General features: G+C 50.4%; 16 protein-coding genes and 1 pseudogene. 5 read left to right on the plus strand and 12 right to left on the minus strand.

Annotation, left to right across the window (positions count from 1 at the left end; all coding sequences use genetic code 11):
• Nucleotides 1-38: 38 nt before the first annotated feature.
• The 3 genes from yrfG to ACXAH4_RS00885 all read left to right on the plus strand — a co-directional run bounded on the left by yrfG (nt 39) and on the right by ACXAH4_RS00885 (nt 2,840).
• A complete protein-coding gene (gene yrfG / locus ACXAH4_RS00875; RefSeq protein WP_474880326.1) occupies nt 39-722 on the plus strand; it encodes a GMP/IMP nucleotidase in 684 nt (227 codons plus the stop codon).
• A 1-nt stretch (nt 723) separates the two neighbouring features.
• Complete coding sequence (gene yjjX, locus ACXAH4_RS00880; RefSeq protein WP_474880327.1) at nt 724-1,269, plus strand: inosine/xanthosine triphosphatase; 546 nt, start codon at nt 724-726, stop codon at nt 1,267-1,269.
• Between the two features lie 194 nt (nt 1,270-1,463).
• On the plus strand, nt 1,464-2,840 hold the full coding sequence (locus tag ACXAH4_RS00885; RefSeq protein ID WP_474842121.1) for an NAD-dependent succinate-semialdehyde dehydrogenase: 1,377 nt from the start codon (nt 1,464-1,466) through the stop codon (nt 2,838-2,840).
• A gap of 84 nt (nt 2,841-2,924) precedes the next feature.
• On the opposite strand, the gene ACXAH4_RS00890 is transcribed toward ACXAH4_RS00885, so the two are convergent.
• The 12 genes and pseudogenes from ACXAH4_RS00890 to gspC form a co-directional block, all read right to left on the minus strand.
• A complete protein-coding gene (locus tag ACXAH4_RS00890) occupies nt 2,925-3,680 on the minus strand; it encodes a type II secretion system protein N (protein ID WP_474842119.1) in 756 nt (251 codons plus the stop codon).
• A complete protein-coding gene (gene gspM, locus ACXAH4_RS00895) occupies nt 3,680-4,153 on the minus strand; it encodes a type II secretion system protein GspM (RefSeq protein WP_474848832.1) in 474 nt (157 codons plus the stop codon). Before gspM ends, ACXAH4_RS00890 begins: the two co-directional genes overlap by 1 nt.
• A complete protein-coding gene (gene gspL / locus ACXAH4_RS00900) occupies nt 4,153-5,346 on the minus strand; it encodes a type II secretion system protein GspL (protein ID WP_474880329.1) in 1,194 nt (397 codons plus the stop codon). Before gspL ends, gspM begins: the two co-directional genes overlap by 1 nt.
• Nucleotides 5,346-6,338: a type II secretion system minor pseudopilin GspK gene (gspK, locus tag ACXAH4_RS00905; RefSeq protein ID WP_474842117.1), complete on the minus strand. Its 993-nt coding sequence runs from the start codon at nt 6,336-6,338 to the stop codon at nt 5,346-5,348. The genes gspL and gspK overlap by 1 nt, the downstream gene beginning before the upstream one ends.
• Nucleotides 6,335-6,964 (minus strand): type II secretion system minor pseudopilin GspJ, encoded by a 630-nt coding sequence (gspJ, locus tag ACXAH4_RS00910; protein WP_474880642.1) that lies wholly within the window; start codon nt 6,962-6,964, stop codon nt 6,335-6,337. Before gspJ ends, gspK begins: the two co-directional genes overlap by 4 nt.
• A gap of 95 nt (nt 6,965-7,059) precedes the next feature.
• Nucleotides 7,060-7,431 (minus strand): annotated as a pseudogene (gene gspI, locus ACXAH4_RS00915) (type II secretion system minor pseudopilin GspI); the annotation flags it as partial.
• The gene (gene gspH / locus ACXAH4_RS00920; protein ID WP_474842113.1) at nt 7,428-8,066 is read right to left on the minus strand and encodes a type II secretion system minor pseudopilin GspH; all 639 of its coding nucleotides are present in this window, start codon (nt 8,064-8,066) and stop codon (nt 7,428-7,430) included. The gene gspH and the pseudogene gspI, both read right to left, overlap by 4 nt.
• An 11-nt stretch (nt 8,067-8,077) precedes the next feature.
• Nucleotides 8,078-8,503 carry a type II secretion system major pseudopilin GspG gene (gene gspG / locus ACXAH4_RS00925; RefSeq protein WP_442858472.1) on the minus strand — a complete coding sequence of 142 codons (426 nt, stop codon included), beginning with the start codon at nt 8,501-8,503 and terminating at the stop codon, nt 8,078-8,080.
• A gap of 8 nt (nt 8,504-8,511) precedes the next feature.
• The gene (gene gspF, locus ACXAH4_RS00930) at nt 8,512-9,732 is read right to left on the minus strand and encodes a type II secretion system inner membrane protein GspF (RefSeq protein ID WP_474842111.1); all 1,221 of its coding nucleotides are present in this window, start codon (nt 9,730-9,732) and stop codon (nt 8,512-8,514) included.
• A 3-nt stretch (nt 9,733-9,735) separates the two neighbouring features.
• Nucleotides 9,736-11,298 (minus strand): type II secretion system ATPase GspE, encoded by a 1,563-nt coding sequence (gene gspE, locus ACXAH4_RS00935; protein WP_474880330.1) that lies wholly within the window; start codon nt 11,296-11,298, stop codon nt 9,736-9,738.
• Between the two features lie 2 nt (nt 11,299-11,300).
• Nucleotides 11,301-13,337, minus strand: a complete 2,037-nt coding sequence (gene gspD / locus ACXAH4_RS00940; RefSeq protein ID WP_474842107.1) for a type II secretion system secretin GspD — start codon at nt 13,335-13,337, stop codon at nt 11,301-11,303.
• A 21-nt stretch (nt 13,338-13,358) separates the two neighbouring features.
• Nucleotides 13,359-14,306, minus strand: coding sequence for a type II secretion system protein GspC (gene gspC / locus ACXAH4_RS00945; protein ID WP_474842105.1), 948 nt, complete (start codon nt 14,304-14,306; stop codon nt 13,359-13,361).
• A gap of 113 nt (nt 14,307-14,419) precedes the next feature.
• Here gspC and hslR point away from each other — a divergent pair, with 113 nt between their 5' ends.
• Nucleotides 14,420-14,824, plus strand: coding sequence for a ribosome-associated heat shock protein Hsp15 (hslR, locus tag ACXAH4_RS00950; RefSeq protein WP_474842103.1), 405 nt, complete (start codon nt 14,420-14,422; stop codon nt 14,822-14,824).
• 23 nt (nt 14,825-14,847) lie between these two features.
• Nucleotides 14,848-15,747: an Hsp33 family molecular chaperone HslO gene (gene hslO, locus ACXAH4_RS00955; RefSeq protein WP_303572402.1), complete on the plus strand. Its 900-nt coding sequence runs from the start codon at nt 14,848-14,850 to the stop codon at nt 15,745-15,747.
• Nucleotides 15,748-15,978: the final 231 nt, after the last annotated feature.

Genomic DNA, 15,978 nt, shown 5'->3' on the forward strand with positions numbered 1-15,978 from the left:
ACCAATGCTTAAGCTTAATGTATTTGAAGGAAAATCGCTTGCCATTTCTACCCTGGAGTGAAATCGACACAGTTCTGCTCGACATGGACGGAACCTTACTGGATTTACACTTCGATAATCACTTTTGGATCGAACATTTACCAAAGAAAATCGCTGAACGGAGCGGAAAGCCCGTTGAAGAGTGCAAAGCCACAATGATGGCGCATTACCAGCGGGTGATGGGGCAGATCCAATGGTATTGTCTGGATTACTGGGCTGAGCAGTTAAATATGGACATTATGGCGGCTAAGCGGGAAGTTGAGCACTTAATTTCCATGCGCGATGATACGCTGCCTTTCCTTGATGCTCTTCATGAAACCGGCCGGAATGTGGTGCTGGTAACCAATGCTCATCCGGACAGCCTTTCACTAAAGGTGGAACATACGCGGCTGGATGCTCACATTGATACGTTGATCAGTACCCATGAGTTTGGTGTGACGAAAGAGTCTCAGAACTTATGGAAGCAGCTTCAGGCGAAACTGCAATTTGATCCCGCCCGCACATTATTTGTCGATGACAGCATCACTATTTTACAGGCGGCGAAAAAGTTCGGGATCGGCCACCTTCTGGCCGTAAGTAACCCGGACAGTCAGCAACCAGTCCGGGACATTGATGCATTCCCTTCCGTAACCGATTACCGCACCTTGCTGGACGAAATTCGCCAGTTTCCGGTGGAGAAATAACATGACGGTTTGCATTGTGGGTTCGAAAAATCCGGTAAAGCTGAATGCAGCCCGTAATGCGTTAAGTTTATCCCTGCAATTGCCTGCCCTTGAAGCCATTGGCGTGAATGTGCCAAGTGGTGTGCCGGACCAGCCCATGAATACCGCGCAAACCCGCGACGGAGCTGTAAACAGGGTCAAAGCCTGTCTTGCTGAAGCGGACGAGCGCTCTAAATCACAGGACTGGTTCATCGCCATTGAAGGCGGTGTCGATATGTTTGATGACGGTCCGGCCACGTTTGCGTTTGTTGCCATTTATCATCAGGGCATCTGGTCTGTGGGACGCAGTGCAAACCTGCCTTTGCCTCCATCAGTCTTCACCGCACTAGAGGCCGGTGAAGAATTGGGCCCGTTGATGGATAAGCTGTTCGATACGGACAACATTAAACAGAAAGGCGGGGCAATCGGCCTGCTGACCAACCACCTCGCCACCCGCCAGAGTGTTTACGAACTTGCCATCACACTGGCCATGGCGAAATTTAATTATCCGGATTTGTTTTCTGCGTAATAAACCGCTGGAAAGTTTACTTAAACGGATGTGAAAAAATTTCTTATCTGATAATTGGTTATCACTTGCCTTTGATGATGATTGCCTCTCCCTAAGCGCTAACTGGCTGAAAATAAATCAATTTAATAATTTAATCTTACCCTGGCCTCACCTTTGCACCGCCTTCTGTCCATGTTGAAAACAGGAGACAGAGCATGTCTGATAAAGTACAAACGATTAATCCTGCAACAGAAGAAACCGTTGCCGAATATACGCTGATGTCCGAAGCGGACGCGAATCAAGCCGTTGATAATGCCCATGAAGCCTTTCTGTCATGGAAGAAGACCAGTTTCGACGAGCGGGCTAAATTGATGAATAACCTCGCTGATCAGATTGAGAATAACGCGGACACCATTCTTGATTTGATGACCAAAGAAATGGGTAAGGTGACTGAACACGGTAAGCAGGAAATTGCGCTCTGTGCTTCTATTTGTCGCTACACCGCTGAAAACGGCGAAAAAGTGCTGGAAGATGAAAACCGGGTATATGACGGTGGCAGCGCCATTATTACTTTCCAGCCGATTGGCGTTATTCTGGGTATCCAGCCCTGGAACTTCCCGCTTTATCAGGTCATCCGTTACAGCGCAGCCAATGTCATGGCGGGTAATACAACGGTGATGAAGCATGCCGCCAATGTGTTTGGTATGGCAGAGTTTATTGAAAAACTGTACCTGGACGCCGGTTTCCCGAAAAACGTGTATCAGTCGTTACTGATTGACGGCAAAACTGCCAGCAAGCTCATTGAGCACGATAAGGTGCGCGGCGTGACTTTCACAGGCAGTGATAACGTTGGTAAAACGGTGGCCGAAACCGCAGCCGGTCTGTCGAAGAAAACCGTGCTGGAACTGGGGAGTAACGATGCCTTTGTGGTGTTATCTGATGCTGATATCGACACCGCGGTGGAAGCCTGTGTTCAGGGGCGAATCGTCAATAACGGCGAGACGTGTGTAGCGGCTAAGCGTTTTATCATTGTTGACAGTGTTTATGATGCCTTCCGTGAGAAATTCGTCGCTGCATTTAAAGCGTTGAAAGTGGGCGACCCCACCGATCCTGAAACCGATCTTGGCCCTATGGCCCGTGAAGATTTGCGTGACAAGTTGCACGAGCAGGTTGAGGAGTCAGTGAAAAACGGTGCCACAGTCACATTAGGCGGCGAGATCCCTGACACCACAGGTTGGTTCTATCCGGTCACTATTCTGGAAAATATCAAACCGGGCATGCCTGCGTATGATGATGAACTGTTTGGCCCTGTGGCATCATTTATCCGTGCGAAAAACGATGCGGATGCCATGCGCATTGCCAATGACTCCCGTTACGGTCTGGGCGGCGGTATCTTCACCACGGATAAAGAGAAAGCTATCCGTTTGGCCCGAGAAGAGTTCGATACCGGTATGGTGAATATTAATGGTTATTCACTGGCACAGCCTAACCTGCCATTTGGCGGTGTGAAAGACAGCGGTTATGGCCGTGAACACGGCGGTTTCGGTATGCGTGAATTCGTGAATGAGAAAACGATTTTCATCGCTGAGTAGGCCAGTCTGACGGCCAAAAATAAGGCCTGAATAAGAATTAGCCCCAGAGTCAGGTGACGTCCGGGGCTTTGCTCTTTAAACAGCCTAAAGCTGAATTTCAGTATACCCGTCTGGACCGGGAGCGCCGAAAATGGCAGCGGCCTGATGCACTTCTTCAGGTAATGACGGGTCGGGCTTAAATTTGCCTTTAATTGAGAAGTTTGAGAAACCCTGTTCCAGGATAGCATCCAGTGAGAGACCCAGCATGTTGGGCTCTTTAACGGTAATACCGATACCTTTCCCTTCGCAGCGTAGCTGTGCTGAATAGTTACCAAAGTCGATGGGGCCACGGGTGCCGGCTACGGTGGCATTCAGCCAGTCGCCGAAGCCTGTGAGTTCGTTACAGTCGGGACCGAAAGATAATGCTTCGACTCTGGCTCTGAACCGGCCGCCGGCGTTAACCGGCAGTGGCAGTTGCACTTCCGCTAACACACGGTCTACCGGCAGAAACAGCAAAAAGTCGTCCGACTCCACGGTTTCAGGATTCAGCAGGCTGGTGCGCAGTTCGCCTTTAAACGACACTTCGTCGGAATCACGTAAATTGCCGCCTTTAATGTCGGCGTGCACGCTGCCAATCAGCATGGGTAAGCCCGCAATATCCCATTCCACGTTGGTTACCGGAATGCCTTCTACAACTACCGCCTGCGCTTTACCGTGCCAGACAGTACCGCTGACACCATAAATTTTTACGCCTTTCGGGAGTGTCTGACTCTGTATAAGGTGAACGGCGGGCATGTAAGCCACCACAAAGAAAAGAAACACAAAAACAGCAGCGAGGGTCCAGAGTATTTTCGATTTCATTATTTACCCAATTGCAGTCGACGGATGCGGATCATGCCCGGGGCGTTCCCTTCGGTAAGGTCGGCCTGAAGAATGAGGATCCCCATTTCTTCCATGGTTTGCAGCCATGCCAGCACATCATTGAACGGCGCTTCATCCACCGTCACCTGAATCTGTTCGTCCTGGGGCTGCATACGGGCTATGGCGATTTTAAAACGGGCCGAGGTAGTATTGACCGCCTGTGGCAGTGAGCCATTAAAGGTTTTAATCCCGCCGCTGCGACGAAGTTGTTGTGCGCGGTTTGCATTTTCCTGCACCCACAGCAGCAACTCCTGCTGGTTATCAAGACGGGCTTTCTCCTGCGCTAATCCGTCAGATAAGGGGTGCCAGATCAGCCAGTAGAACATTGCGATAATCATGACTACACCGGTAATGATCACCAGGCGCTGCTCACGCTCACTCAATGCACGGTATTTATCCATTAACTTCATGATTAACCCCGTATCGCGACTGTGCCGATGACCATGTCATCGCGGTTATTAATTGCACCCTGCTCTATTTCGAATCCGGCGGTCTCAGCCTGCCTGCGGAACTGCTCCAGCGACTCAAAATTTCTGCCCTGTGCCTGCATACGGATTTCCGTTCTTGAGGCATCGAAACGCAACGTTTGCGGTTTGATTTGTGATGAGGAGAACGCATTAGTGAGCTGATCCATCATCACCAGCATGGAAGCGCCACCGCCTCCCTGTTCCATTGATGCCATCTCACTGCGGATCTTCAGCCTGAGATCCCGGTAAGGACCCAGCCCGGGAAATCCGGCCTTAACAACCTGATCGATTTGTGCACTCAGGCGGGCATTTTCCTGCTTAAGCTGATAAATACTCACGCCTTTATCAATGAGGCTGGTGGTCAGAGCGACAACCGCCAGTACTGCGGCGACCCGCCACTGATGCCACTGACCGGCCTTTTTACGTTTAATGCGGTAATCGCCCTGAAACAGATTAAAGTCTGTCTTAACGGCTTCCGTTGCCAGTATGTGCATGGGCAATTCCAGCTCTGTTTGCTGGATATCTGCATTTGGTACTGAGACTAAATCGATGTCGGAATAGTTTTTCACCGGCACCAGGGTATCAGAACGACGTAACTGGCTTGCGAACGCCGGAAGCAACCAGCTCAGTTCCCCCTGCATCCCCTGCCATTCGTCTTCACGGACCAGCAATGCATCACCGATAGTCAGTACGCTCCAGGCACCCGGCGTATGGGGGACAGCCAGAACATCAGGAATGAGTTTGTCGCAAAATAACCCTGCGTCACTCAGCCATTGTTGCCATTCATCCATTTTCTCACGGCTGACAACAGCAACTGCCTGCTGGTCACCTTTTTTCGGACCCATGGCAAAAAACTGTTTGTGGATATCCTGTGCCAGCTCATCTTCCAGCATGAAAGGGATTGCAGTGAGTACTTTACGGCTGGCGCGGGGAGGAAGTGTCACCCAACGCAATAACACGTCACTGGCAGGTGCCAGAGCAATAACGGCACGTTGGCCTGCGCGTTCCTTCAGGGTGGTAAGTTGCGAGGCATCAGGTAATTCGCCGGACGCAATGATCACCTGTTCACCGCCCGACCATACCAGCCACTGCACCGGATCTTCATGCCGGGAGCCCAGCCTGACCAGTAATTGTTCCATTACTTTACTCCTCCAAATTCACGTCGGATAACGCTTACGTTCTCTCCACCCTGAGCTTTAAACAGCGTACTGAGCGAAAAAGTGGCTTTATTGTAGCTGGTCTTCGTATGCAAAATAAAATATCCGGTGGTCACGGTGAACCAGCTTCGCTGTTCATCACTTAAATCCAGTGCCGCCAGCACGGGCTCACCCAGAAAACTGTCAACGTCTGCCCAGCCATCCTGTGGCCGGCTGCTGATAAGGCTGGTGGCCTGAGACATATCCAGTCCGGTTAGTCCCGCCAGAATGGCCGCCCGCTCTTCTGTGAGCGTATTCACATTGATAGCCAGAGCGGTATCTTCCGGCAGCACGCACACAAGAGGCAGAATAGCATTTAACCACACAGGGCTGACACCGTTTATAAGCCTCAGCTCCGATTGATTGGTCATTAAGCTGTTGGCAGCCAGATAAGGATGCTCACGACTTTCATATTCACTGTCTTCAGCACCGTAGGTACGCATGCGCGTATCGCTGTCGAGCCAGTCAGCCAGACTGTCGCGGACAGTTTCTGCGGTGTAATTGTCGATGTTATCGCCGGTGGCCTCGAGCATACGGCCGAAAGCTTCCATGGCTTCAGTTGTTTGTGTCGCACTGCTCTGATTGTTGTTATCGTCACTTTCACCCAGCGCATTCAGGTTGAAGCAGCTTTGGGCGTCTTCCAGCTGCGCCTCAATACCGCCGTTATCCAGCGGATAAGCAAATTTTTGCGACCAGGGCTGGGTAATTACAATTTTATCGCCGGTTTCATCAAAAATGGTTTTAATCGACTTGCGGGCGAAGGCTTCTGCTCCCATGGCATACCAGTAAGCCTGATTATTATCTTTTAAGTTAGCAGCCCGCTGAATTTGTATTTGCAGGCGGGAGCCCATGTCTGTAGCTATAACCACGACAATAGCCACAATCATAAATACGATGATAAGTGCTACGCCACGCTGCTTTTGAAGCCCCTTCATAAACTGGCTCCGCTGAGGGTAAATTCACGGCGGATGCGGCCAAAATCGTCGCTGACAAATTCAAACGCGATGGCTTTGGGCAGGGTGGCTCCGACAAAACTCTCACGCCAGTTCAGTTCGCCGTTGTCTGACAGGGAGTTTTCTTCTTCATCAATATCAGCAATAAATTCAATTTTAAATTCGCTGATATCTTCCAGCAGCACGCGCACTTTCGGCTCTGTGCCCACTACATTATCCACGTAATTGGTGTACAGCCGTTCCAGTTTGCCGTCTCTTACGCGGTAGGCCACGGCCTGCAGAGTACTTCGCGGCAACATCATTTGCGGGTTTTGCCAGCCACTGCGCACAAAAGCGAGGCCGTCATTATCGCTTTCATCTGACTCACCGCCACGCATAACAATGGTGTTTGTCTGACCGTCGGTGCGTACTGCCCTTGGTACAGCCTGCTGCATATCCCGCTCGATGGTGGTGACTGCGCGTTGCAGGCGCTGAAACTTTTCGAACCGGGCAGAAGACAGTTCATCGCTGTCGATAACCGTAGTCAGCACTGCCGTAGACGCCACGCCGATAAAGGCAAAGATAGCGATGGCAATGAGTATTTCAACCAGCGTGAATCCCCGTTGCATCATGGTGTCCCGTCATCATCGTCTGAGGTACTATTGGTTCCGCTGGTTCCGTTGGCGCGGGAATTTGATGATCCGGCTGTTGCTGCAATTTCAGCAGGTTTTGCCACAAAGGTGGTCACCGAGGTTTCAAAAAATTCGTATTGATCGTCCAGCCCGACGCTGACTTCAACGGCACGTAAATCGTTGTCGGTAGTTTTGGTGACCTTCTGTTGCCAGTACCAGGTACGATCTGCCATATCCATGGTGCCTTTAGCGTTATTCGCAGGGGGCCATTTGCCGGTGAGTTTTATCTCATTTAAGCGGTTATTGGCCACCCAGGTAGCAAAGGTGGTTTCTTCCACTCTGCTCACGCTGCTCAGATGTTCCGCTGCAGATTTCATTACCGCAGTACCGGCCAGTGCAAAAATCACCAGCGCCGCCATAACTTCCAGCAGGGTCATGCCCCGTTGTTTTACCGGTGTGATCATTCGGGTGGCTGCTCCAGCGGACCATTAAGCGTAAGCGGCGGCACATCCTGATTTAATAACTGAAAATACGCCGGTGCGTCGGTGCTGAAGGAGGGTTCATAGCTGAACACAAGGGTAAACGGCGTGATTTCACCACTGGACATAATGAGAACCTGCGGAGGCGGCAATTTTTTATCTTCCTCATTTCCAATTTCCACACCGGCGTCATCCAGAGAGAAATTTTCATCGAATACTTCACGGTCGAATAACTGATCTTCTGTATCCCAGGGAAGATCGTCCAGGTTCAGTGCAAAGGTGAAAGGTTCCGCGAGGGTATGAGGCGCATACAGCTTCTCATCATCGATTTTTTGCCATTCGTCTTCGTCGTTCAGAAATACAAAATAGTATTCATGATCCGTCTGCTCGATGCGTAATCCCAACTGGCGCTGGTTCAGTACGGCATAGTCGCTGGCCATATCAACCAGCACTTGCAGGCGCTGAGCTTCTTTTTTTAACTGATCAGACTGACTGACAGTAAAAACATTGAATACCACATAAGTGGCAGCGAGCCCCATTAATGCCATTACCAGCATCAGTTCGAGTAACGTAAACCCGCACTGCAAATGCCGCTGTAATGTATGCCGGGGCTGTTTCATGTACGTAGTCGTTACAGGTATTCGTTCACGTTCCATGTACCGATGTCATCATCTGTACCCGGTTCGCCGTCAGGACCGTTAGAGTAAATGTCGTAGTCGCCCATTTCGCCCGGGCTCATGAACTGGTAAGGATTGCCCCACGGATCTTCCGGCAGGCGCTGAATGATGCCGCCTTTGGGATAGTTTTTCGGAATGGGTTCGATAGTCGGAGCCTGAACCAGTGCTTCAAGGCCCTGTTCCGTGGTCGGGAACCGGTTTGCCTGCATTTTATACATGGCAATAGCACCTTCAAGCTGCTGAATGTCTACCGCTGCTTTTTTCTTCTGAGCGATTTCCTGGTTGCCGATAACGTTGGGTAATACCATTGAAGCGATGATGCCGATGATCACCAGTACGATCATGACTTCAATCAGGGTAAAACCGGCATGTCTTCTCATTTTTCTCATTAGATATTCACCATTTTGTTCATAGCTAAAATCGGTTGCAGGATGGCCATTACAATGAACAGCACCACAAGGGCCATCACCACAATCAACATAGGTTCAAAAATTTTCAGGGAAATACTGACCTGTGTTTCAAATTCCCGTTCCTGGTTATCCGCAGCGCGGCCCAGCATTTGTTGTAATTCACCGGATTTCTCGCCGGATGCAATCATGTGCATCATCATCGGAGGAAACATCCTGGTGTTATCCAGCGCTGCCCGTAAGCTGCTGCCTTCTTTTACATTGACCGCCGCTTCGTTTATTTGATTCTTGATATGCTGATTTTGCAGCACATCCGCTGAAATGCGCATGGCTTCAAGCAGCGGAACCGCACTGGATGTCAAAATACTCAATGTGCGGGCAAACCTCGCGGTATTCAGGCTTTTACTGACTTTTCCGACCACGGGTAAGCGTAATATTAACTGATGATATTTCAACTTCATGGCAGGCTGTTGCACAAGCCGGTTACCCACGGCAACCAGAATGAAAATCAGCAGTAAAACAACCAGACCGTAACTCTGCATCCATTCACTCAAATCGATAAGAAACTGAGTGATGGCCGGCAGCTCCTGCCCCATGTTGGTAAAATTACCCACGATTTTAGGCACGACTATGGTCAGCAGCAGTGAAATAACACCAATGGCAAACACCAGCATAATGGACGGGTACACCAGCGCCTGAGTTATCTGACTGCGGGTTTGCTGTCTTCGTTCCGTGTAATCGGCAAGACGGTTTAATACTACGTCAAGGTGACCGGATTTTTCACCGGCTGCCACCATAGCGCGGTAGAGTTCGTCGAATACCCCGGGGAACTGGTTCATGGCATCCGCAAGGCCGTGACCTTCCACAACTTTACTGCGAACTGCCATCATCATATTTTTATGACGGGGTTTTTCACTTTGTTCCGCCACCGCCAGTAACGCCTCTTCGATAGGCAGTGCAGATTCAATGAGGGTAGAGAGCTGACGGGTGATCAGCGACAGATCCGCGGCCGAAATACGCGGGCGGAACAGAGAAAAGCCCTGTGATTTACCGCCGGATTTTTCCGCTACCAGTTCAACTTCTAAGGGGATAAGCCCTTTTTCACGCAATTGCTGACGTACCTGTCTGGCATTATCGCCTTCAAGTACGCCCTGTTTATTGCGACCACTGGCGTTTACCGCTTTGTATGAAAACGCTGCCATGGATTAATCCTCGCGGGTCACGCGCAACACTTCTTCCAGCGACGTTTTACCGGCCAGCACTTTATGGCAGCCGTCTTCGCGAATACTGGGGGTGGTCTGGCGAATGTATTTTTCGATAGCCTGCTCACCTTTACCATCGTGCATCATGCCGCGGATAGGTTCATCAACCAGCAGCAGTTCGTGAATACCTGTCCGGCCGCGATAACCAGTTTGATTACAGACGGCACAGCCTTTGGGCTGATAAATGGTCGGCAGTGGCTCACCGGCGGGCAGATTCAGTAATTCCGCCTGCTGTTCGTTTGGTTTCACCGGAATACGGCATTCAGGACACAATGTTCTGACCAGGCGCTGGGAAAGCACGGCAAGCAAACTGGAAGACATCAGAAACGGTTCGATGCCCATGTCTTCAAGACGGGTAATGGCACCGGCAGCGGTATTGGTGTGCAGTGTTGAAAGCACTAAGTGACCGGTTAAACTGGCCTGAACCGCAATTTGCGCGGTTTCAATATCACGGATTTCACCCACCATCACCACGTCCGGATCCTGACGCAGTATCGCACGCAGGCCGCGGGCGAAAGTCATATCTACACGGGGATTTACCTGAGTTTGGCCGATGCCGGGTAAATCAAATTCGATAGGATCTTCAACGGTGAGGATATTGCGGTCTTTCGAGTTAATTTCCGTTAAGCCCGCATACAAGGTGGTACTTTTACCGGAACCGGTAGGACCGGTAACCAGGATAATGCCGTGAGGCTTGCGGATTAACGATGAAAAGATATCGCGGTTGCGTTTGGTCATGCCCAAATCTTCAAGATTCAGACGGGCATTGTTCTTATCTAATAAACGCAGTACGACCCGTTCACCGTGATTGGACGGCATGGTCGATACACGCACGTCAACCGCACGGCCGGCTATACGCAGGGTAATACGGCCATCCTGAGGGACGCGCTTTTCGGCGATATCCAGTTTGGCCATAACTTTAATACGGGAAACCAGCATGGAAGACAGCTTGCGGTTAGGGCGTAAAATTTCCCGCAATACCCCGTCAACGCGAAAACGCACTATGAGCTGGTTCTCGAAGGTTTCGATGTGAATATCTGAGGCGCCTTCTTTAATGGCTTCACCGAGCATAGCGTTGATCAGTTTAATGATTGGCGCATCGTCTTCACTGTCGAGAAGATCTTCGGTATCCGGTAATTCTTCGGCTAATGAGAACAAATCGCTCTCATTACCTAAATCTTCCATCAATTGTTTGGCAGCCGAAGAGTCACGCTGGAATGCCTGTGTCAGCAAGCCTTCGAATTTATCCTGCTGAATTTCCGTTAAGGTAAACGGCTCACCGAAAAAGCGGCGCACTTCAGCAAATACCGCAAATGGCGTGGCTTCGGTGAAATACAGGGTGGCCGGATCCGTATTCGTTTCCAGCAACACATGATGCCGTTTGGCAAAGCTGAAACTCAGCTGGCGCGGGCCTGCTGCTTCTGCCAGTTCATCATCCGGCAGGCTATCCATAGCTTCTTCCTGTGCTGCGATAGCCTGCTCTAGCGGGTCTTCATTCGCAGCCATGATCAATCGTTATCCTTGTTCTTCTCTTTTTCCAGAATGTAATCTTCAAAAGAGGGAGGCAGCGCCAGCGCATCATCCCATTCCGGCATGGAAGGCTGTTCCTGTGATGGCATCAGCGACACACCTTCAGAGTGGCGCTTAAGTTGCTGGGCACGGATATAGTTGTACTTACGGTGACTGATTTCATTCATACGCACACCGTCGCGCACGATGGTAGGCTTTAAGAACACCATCAGATTACGTTTACGCTTGCTGGTAGAGGTAGACTTAAACAGGTGACCTAAAATAGGGATATCACCCAGCAGCGGTACTTTAGACACACTTTCCTGAACATCTTCATCAATCAGGCCGCCCAGTACAATGGTGCCGCCGTCATCAACAATAACCGTGGTTTTGATTTGGCGTTTGTTGATAGAAATGTCTACAGATGTCGCGCCACTTACGCTGGATACTTCCTGCTCGATGGTCAGCTGAACGGCATCACCTTCGTTAATTTGCGGGGTGACTTTCAGCTTGATACCCACTTCCTGACGATCAACGGTCTGGAAAGGGTTTGAATTATTATCGCCGGTGGTCGTGCCGGTAATGATAGGTACTTCCTGGCCCACGATAAAGAAGGCTTCTTCGTTATCCATGGTAGTCAGGTGAGGCGTTGCCAGTACGTTTGAGTTGGTATCGTTACTGACTGCCTGAACGACGGCTCCCCAGCCGTCTTTAATGATACCGGCAAGCAGGCCATTAGCGCCGCTCAGCAGGCTTGCGAGGGCGGTGTAATCACCCTCTTCGGTGGAATCGATTTGTACCACGTTGCCTTCATCGGTGATGTAGGCTTCTGTGGTGGTGGTATCTTCTGCCTGTTTCAGCGCCACAGCCAGTGAACCAACCGGTACAACACCATTGTTAAACTGGGTGCCGCCGCCTTCTTCAGTAACCCATTGCACACCCAGGGTTGCGCCGTCGCCTTCAAATACTTCAACAATAATGGCTTCAACCTGTACCTGCGCACGGCGTACATCTAACTGGCGGATAACTTCTTCTAAAGAACGCATCATGTCCGGCTCAGCTGTGATAACCACGGCATTGGAGTCTTCATGGGCATCAATGCTGATATCGCGTTTGGCACTGCCACGGCTTTGTGTGTTGCCGCCCTGTGCTTCAGCCTGAATGCTGGCAGATACACCCTGCAGTACTTTTACCAGATCTTCTGCTTTGGCATAGTTCAGGAAGACAACGCGGGTATTGCCGCTAGATTCCAGCTCCTGGTCCATACGCTGGATCAGGTTAACAATGCGGGCACGGGCTTTAGCATCACCGCTGACAATCACTGAGTTTGTACGGTCATCTGCCACAGCGCGGGGCTCTGACTTGCCGGTGTTAGCGGCTTTGCCCTGAGACTTATTGATGCTGTCGACAATACGCACCATTTCTGATGCCGATGCGTAACGCAGCTTAACAATTTCCACTTCTTCATCACCGGCACGGTCAACGCGTTCGATAATTTCCACCAGGCGGTTTACCACAGCCGCACGGCCTGTGAGCATCATTACGTTGGACGGATCGTGAGCAACCACGTTGCCGCCACCGGCCTGATCATTAAGTTGGCGAAGGATTGGGGCTAATTCACGCACAGGGACGTTGTAAACGGGTACAACGCGGGTGATCATTTCGTCACCGTCCACTGCCGAACCTTCAACAACCGGAATATTGGAGGTCTTCGCCTCCTTTGAGCGCACGACTTTCAGCACACCGCTGGGCATTTCTACCACAGCGAAATCGTAGACTTGCAGTACGTTTAAAAAGAACTGGTAGTATTGTTCTTCAGTGAGCATGTCGTATGAACGCACACTGATTTTGCCCCTGACATTGGGCTCGACAATAATGGTTTTCTTGAGGTTTTTACCAACAATGGAAATGAATTCATTGATGTCGGTATCTTTGAAATTCGGCATGTACTCTGCGGCTGTGGCAGAGACGCACAGCGCGGCAGCACAGATAGCTGCAGTAATCCGGGAGAATAAAGTCCGGCTCTCTTGCCTCATGAGTCTGTCTTCCTGTTTTTATTAGTCATTACCCGCCTCCGGGATTTCCAGGTACAAGGTAATGTACTCACCATCACGTGTCAGCGTCAGCTCTATGGTATCGGCCTGACGAAGTTCACTCATGGCTTCCTTTGATTGCTGGGTATCGGTCAAATCCAATCCGTTGATTTGGATGACAACATCGCCCGCCTGCAGGCCGGCTGATTGAAACAGATCTGGTTTTTTACCCGGTTTGATTTCGTAGCCGACCAACTGGCCATCACCGATTTTGGGCGTAATAGCGATGAAATCCATGAAATCTGCCGGGCTTTCCCGTAATGATGAGGCGACGTCTTCATCCAGCTCCACCTGATTTTGCGGAGGAGGCGGAATGCGGCGTTTAGGCGCGGGGGCTGCGGCACGGGGGTTGTCATCAGCGCGCGCTGTGCGCTGGCGGTTTGCTTCGTCGTAATCCACACCGTCAAGCATCAGGGTTTCACGGCGAATACCGTTTTTAATAATAACGCGGTCGTTCATGACCTGATCGAGTGTCGCGTTAGTTCCTTCTATTTTTTCGCCCAGACCGTATACGTTTTGGGTACCCCGGTTTTCAATGATCGCCGTGGCTTCTTCTTTAAGCGAACTGACTACCACGCCTGTCAGCGTTAAATTTAGTTTTGTTTCCGGCGCGTCTGTCACCGGCTGTTCGTCTGCGGCCTGTTCAGACCGGTTGACGGTTCCGAACAGGTTCAACTGTTGTAATCCGGCAACATCGACCCCACCTTGCGCAGATGTAATGCGTTCAGGCTGTGAAGTGAGTCCGGCTGGTGTGGCAGGCCCGGCTGGTTCGGGTATAATTCGCCAGATGAGTTTTGCAGCAAACGCTAACAGGTACAGGCTCAGCAAAACAACAATTGCGAGATGCACTTGTTTCTGATGCCGGCTGAAGAAAAGTGCCAGTGACTGAGAATTCAATTTGTCGAGTGTCATGCGTTGTCGAAGGTACTGCTTTTTTAATAATAGATTTAGAGCTAGCCGACCCATCATAGCCCGGTCGAGGCGGGGGTCACAACAGTAAAACGAAAGAGTGACAAAAATATTACATGAGCAATCGTAATCAAAGCGATACTGACGTAAATGTCCGCCTGGACAAGTGGCTCTGGGCTGTTCGTCTGTTCAAAACCCGCGGTCTGGCGCGGGAGATGGTGCAGGCCGGTAAAGTGCATTACAACGGCCAGCGTGCGAAGCCGGGCAGAAACGTAGAGCCCGGTGCCATGATAAAAGTTCCGGCCGGATGGGACATTAAAGAAATAAAAGTGCTGGGACTGAGTGATAAACGCCTGAGCGCACCGCTCGCTGAAGCGCTTTATGAGGAAACACCGGAAAGTATTGCCCAGCGGGAATCCAATCAGCAGGCCCGTAAATTAAGTGCGTTTCACAGTCCGCGTCCTGACAACAGACCGGACAAAAAACAACGCAGACAGATTATTAAATTTAAGCAGCAGTAAGCTGCTAAGACAGGATAAATTTCATGAGCAACTATGATGAATTACATCGCTATTTGTTGAATGCAGCAAACGTACGCGGCGAGCTGGTCAGGCTGGAAGAAAGTCTGCAATCCATTGTGCACAGCACGGAATACCCGGTGCAAATCCAGCACCTGTTGAGTGAAATGGCAGCGGCAACCTGTTTGCTGACGGCAATTTTAAAATTCAAAGGCGAAATCGGTTTGCAAATTCAGAGTAAAGGGCCGGTGAGCTACGCGGTAATCAACGCCACCCACGAATACAAACTTCGTGGCGTAGCCCGCTGGGATGAAACGCTGACGGTTTTGCCTGAGAGCTTTGGTGAACTGGTAAAAGATGCTGTACTGGTGATTACCATCACGCCGGAAGAAGGTGAACGGTATCAGGGAGTTGTAGGGCTGGACAAGCCTACACTTGCTGAATGTCTGGAAGCCTATTTCACGCAGTCTGAACAACTGGCGACGAAAATCATTCTGATGACTGATTTGCAGGAACCTACCCGCGCCCGTGCTGCGGGTATGCTATTGCAGGTTCTGCCCAGTCAGGCTGCCGCAACAAATGTGGCGCAGGATACTGACTTTGAGCATGTTTGCAAGCTGACAGAAACCCTGAAAGAAGATGAAATGTTTGGTCTGCCGGTGAACGATATTCTGTATCGTCTTTACCACCAGGAAGAAGTTGAAGTGTATCCGGCTCACCCGGTTTCATTCTCATGTTCCTGCTCCAAACAGCGCAGTGCTGACGCACTGAGAAACGTGGACAAACAAGAATTGCTGCAGATCATTGAAGAGGATGGTGCCATTAAAATGCACTGCCAGTATTGTCATTCTGAATATCTGTTCGACAGCGTCGATGTGGAAGCCATTCACAACGGCCAGTTTGTGGAAACCCGTAAAGATCAGTAAAAGCCCTGCGAAGTGCCTCCGAAAGCGCTTCGCAAAAAGCGGAAATACAACAGCGCCTGCCGGTTAAGCCCCGGCAGGTCCTGCTTTCATGCTGCAGCTGCAAAGCCCTGCTTCCGGAAAGGGCGACCAACGTTTAATTGTGTGTAAACCAAATTCTGTTCCCTGTATTTTAATTTTACAATCAAGTTACAATCCTCTCGTTTATTCATAATTTATTGAAAATTAATTATT

This window comes from Alteromonas sp. ABV2_168 (assembly GCF_056161165.1).

Bases quoted from the DNA above. Each gene is read 5' to 3' on its own strand.
- yjjX (WP_474880327.1), top strand. From the start codon at position 724: ATGACGGTTTGCATTGTGGGTTCGAAAAATCCGGTAAAGCTGAATGCA.
- ACXAH4_RS00885 (WP_474842121.1), top strand. From the start codon at position 1,464: ATGTCTGATAAAGTACAAACGATTAATCCTGCAACAGAAGAAACCGTT.
- ACXAH4_RS00890 (WP_474842119.1), bottom strand. From the start codon at position 3,680: ATGAAATCGAAAATACTCTGGACCCTCGCTGCTGTTTTTGTGTTTCTT.
- gspL (WP_474880329.1), bottom strand. From the start codon at position 5,346: ATGGAACAATTACTGGTCAGGCTGGGCTCCCGGCATGAAGATCCGGTG.
- gspK (WP_474842117.1), bottom strand. From the start codon at position 6,338: ATGAAGGGGCTTCAAAAGCAGCGTGGCGTAGCACTTATCATCGTATTT.
- gspJ (WP_474880642.1), bottom strand. From the start codon at position 6,964: ATGCAACGGGGATTCACGCTGGTTGAAATACTCATTGCCATCGCTATC.
- gspH (WP_474842113.1), bottom strand. From the start codon at position 8,066: ATGAAACAGCCCCGGCATACATTACAGCGGCATTTGCAGTGCGGGTTT.
- gspG (WP_442858472.1), bottom strand. From the start codon at position 8,503: ATGAGAAGACATGCCGGTTTTACCCTGATTGAAGTCATGATCGTACTG.
- gspF (WP_474842111.1), bottom strand. From the start codon at position 9,732: ATGGCAGCGTTTTCATACAAAGCGGTAAACGCCAGTGGTCGCAATAAA.
- gspE (WP_474880330.1), bottom strand. From the start codon at position 11,298: ATGGCTGCGAATGAAGACCCGCTAGAGCAGGCTATCGCAGCACAGGAA.
- gspD (WP_474842107.1), bottom strand. From the start codon at position 13,337: ATGAGGCAAGAGAGCCGGACTTTATTCTCCCGGATTACTGCAGCTATC.
- gspC (WP_474842105.1), bottom strand. From the start codon at position 14,306: ATGACACTCGACAAATTGAATTCTCAGTCACTGGCACTTTTCTTCAGC.
- hslR (WP_474842103.1), top strand. From the start codon at position 14,420: ATGAGCAATCGTAATCAAAGCGATACTGACGTAAATGTCCGCCTGGAC.
- hslO (WP_303572402.1), top strand. From the start codon at position 14,848: ATGAGCAACTATGATGAATTACATCGCTATTTGTTGAATGCAGCAAAC.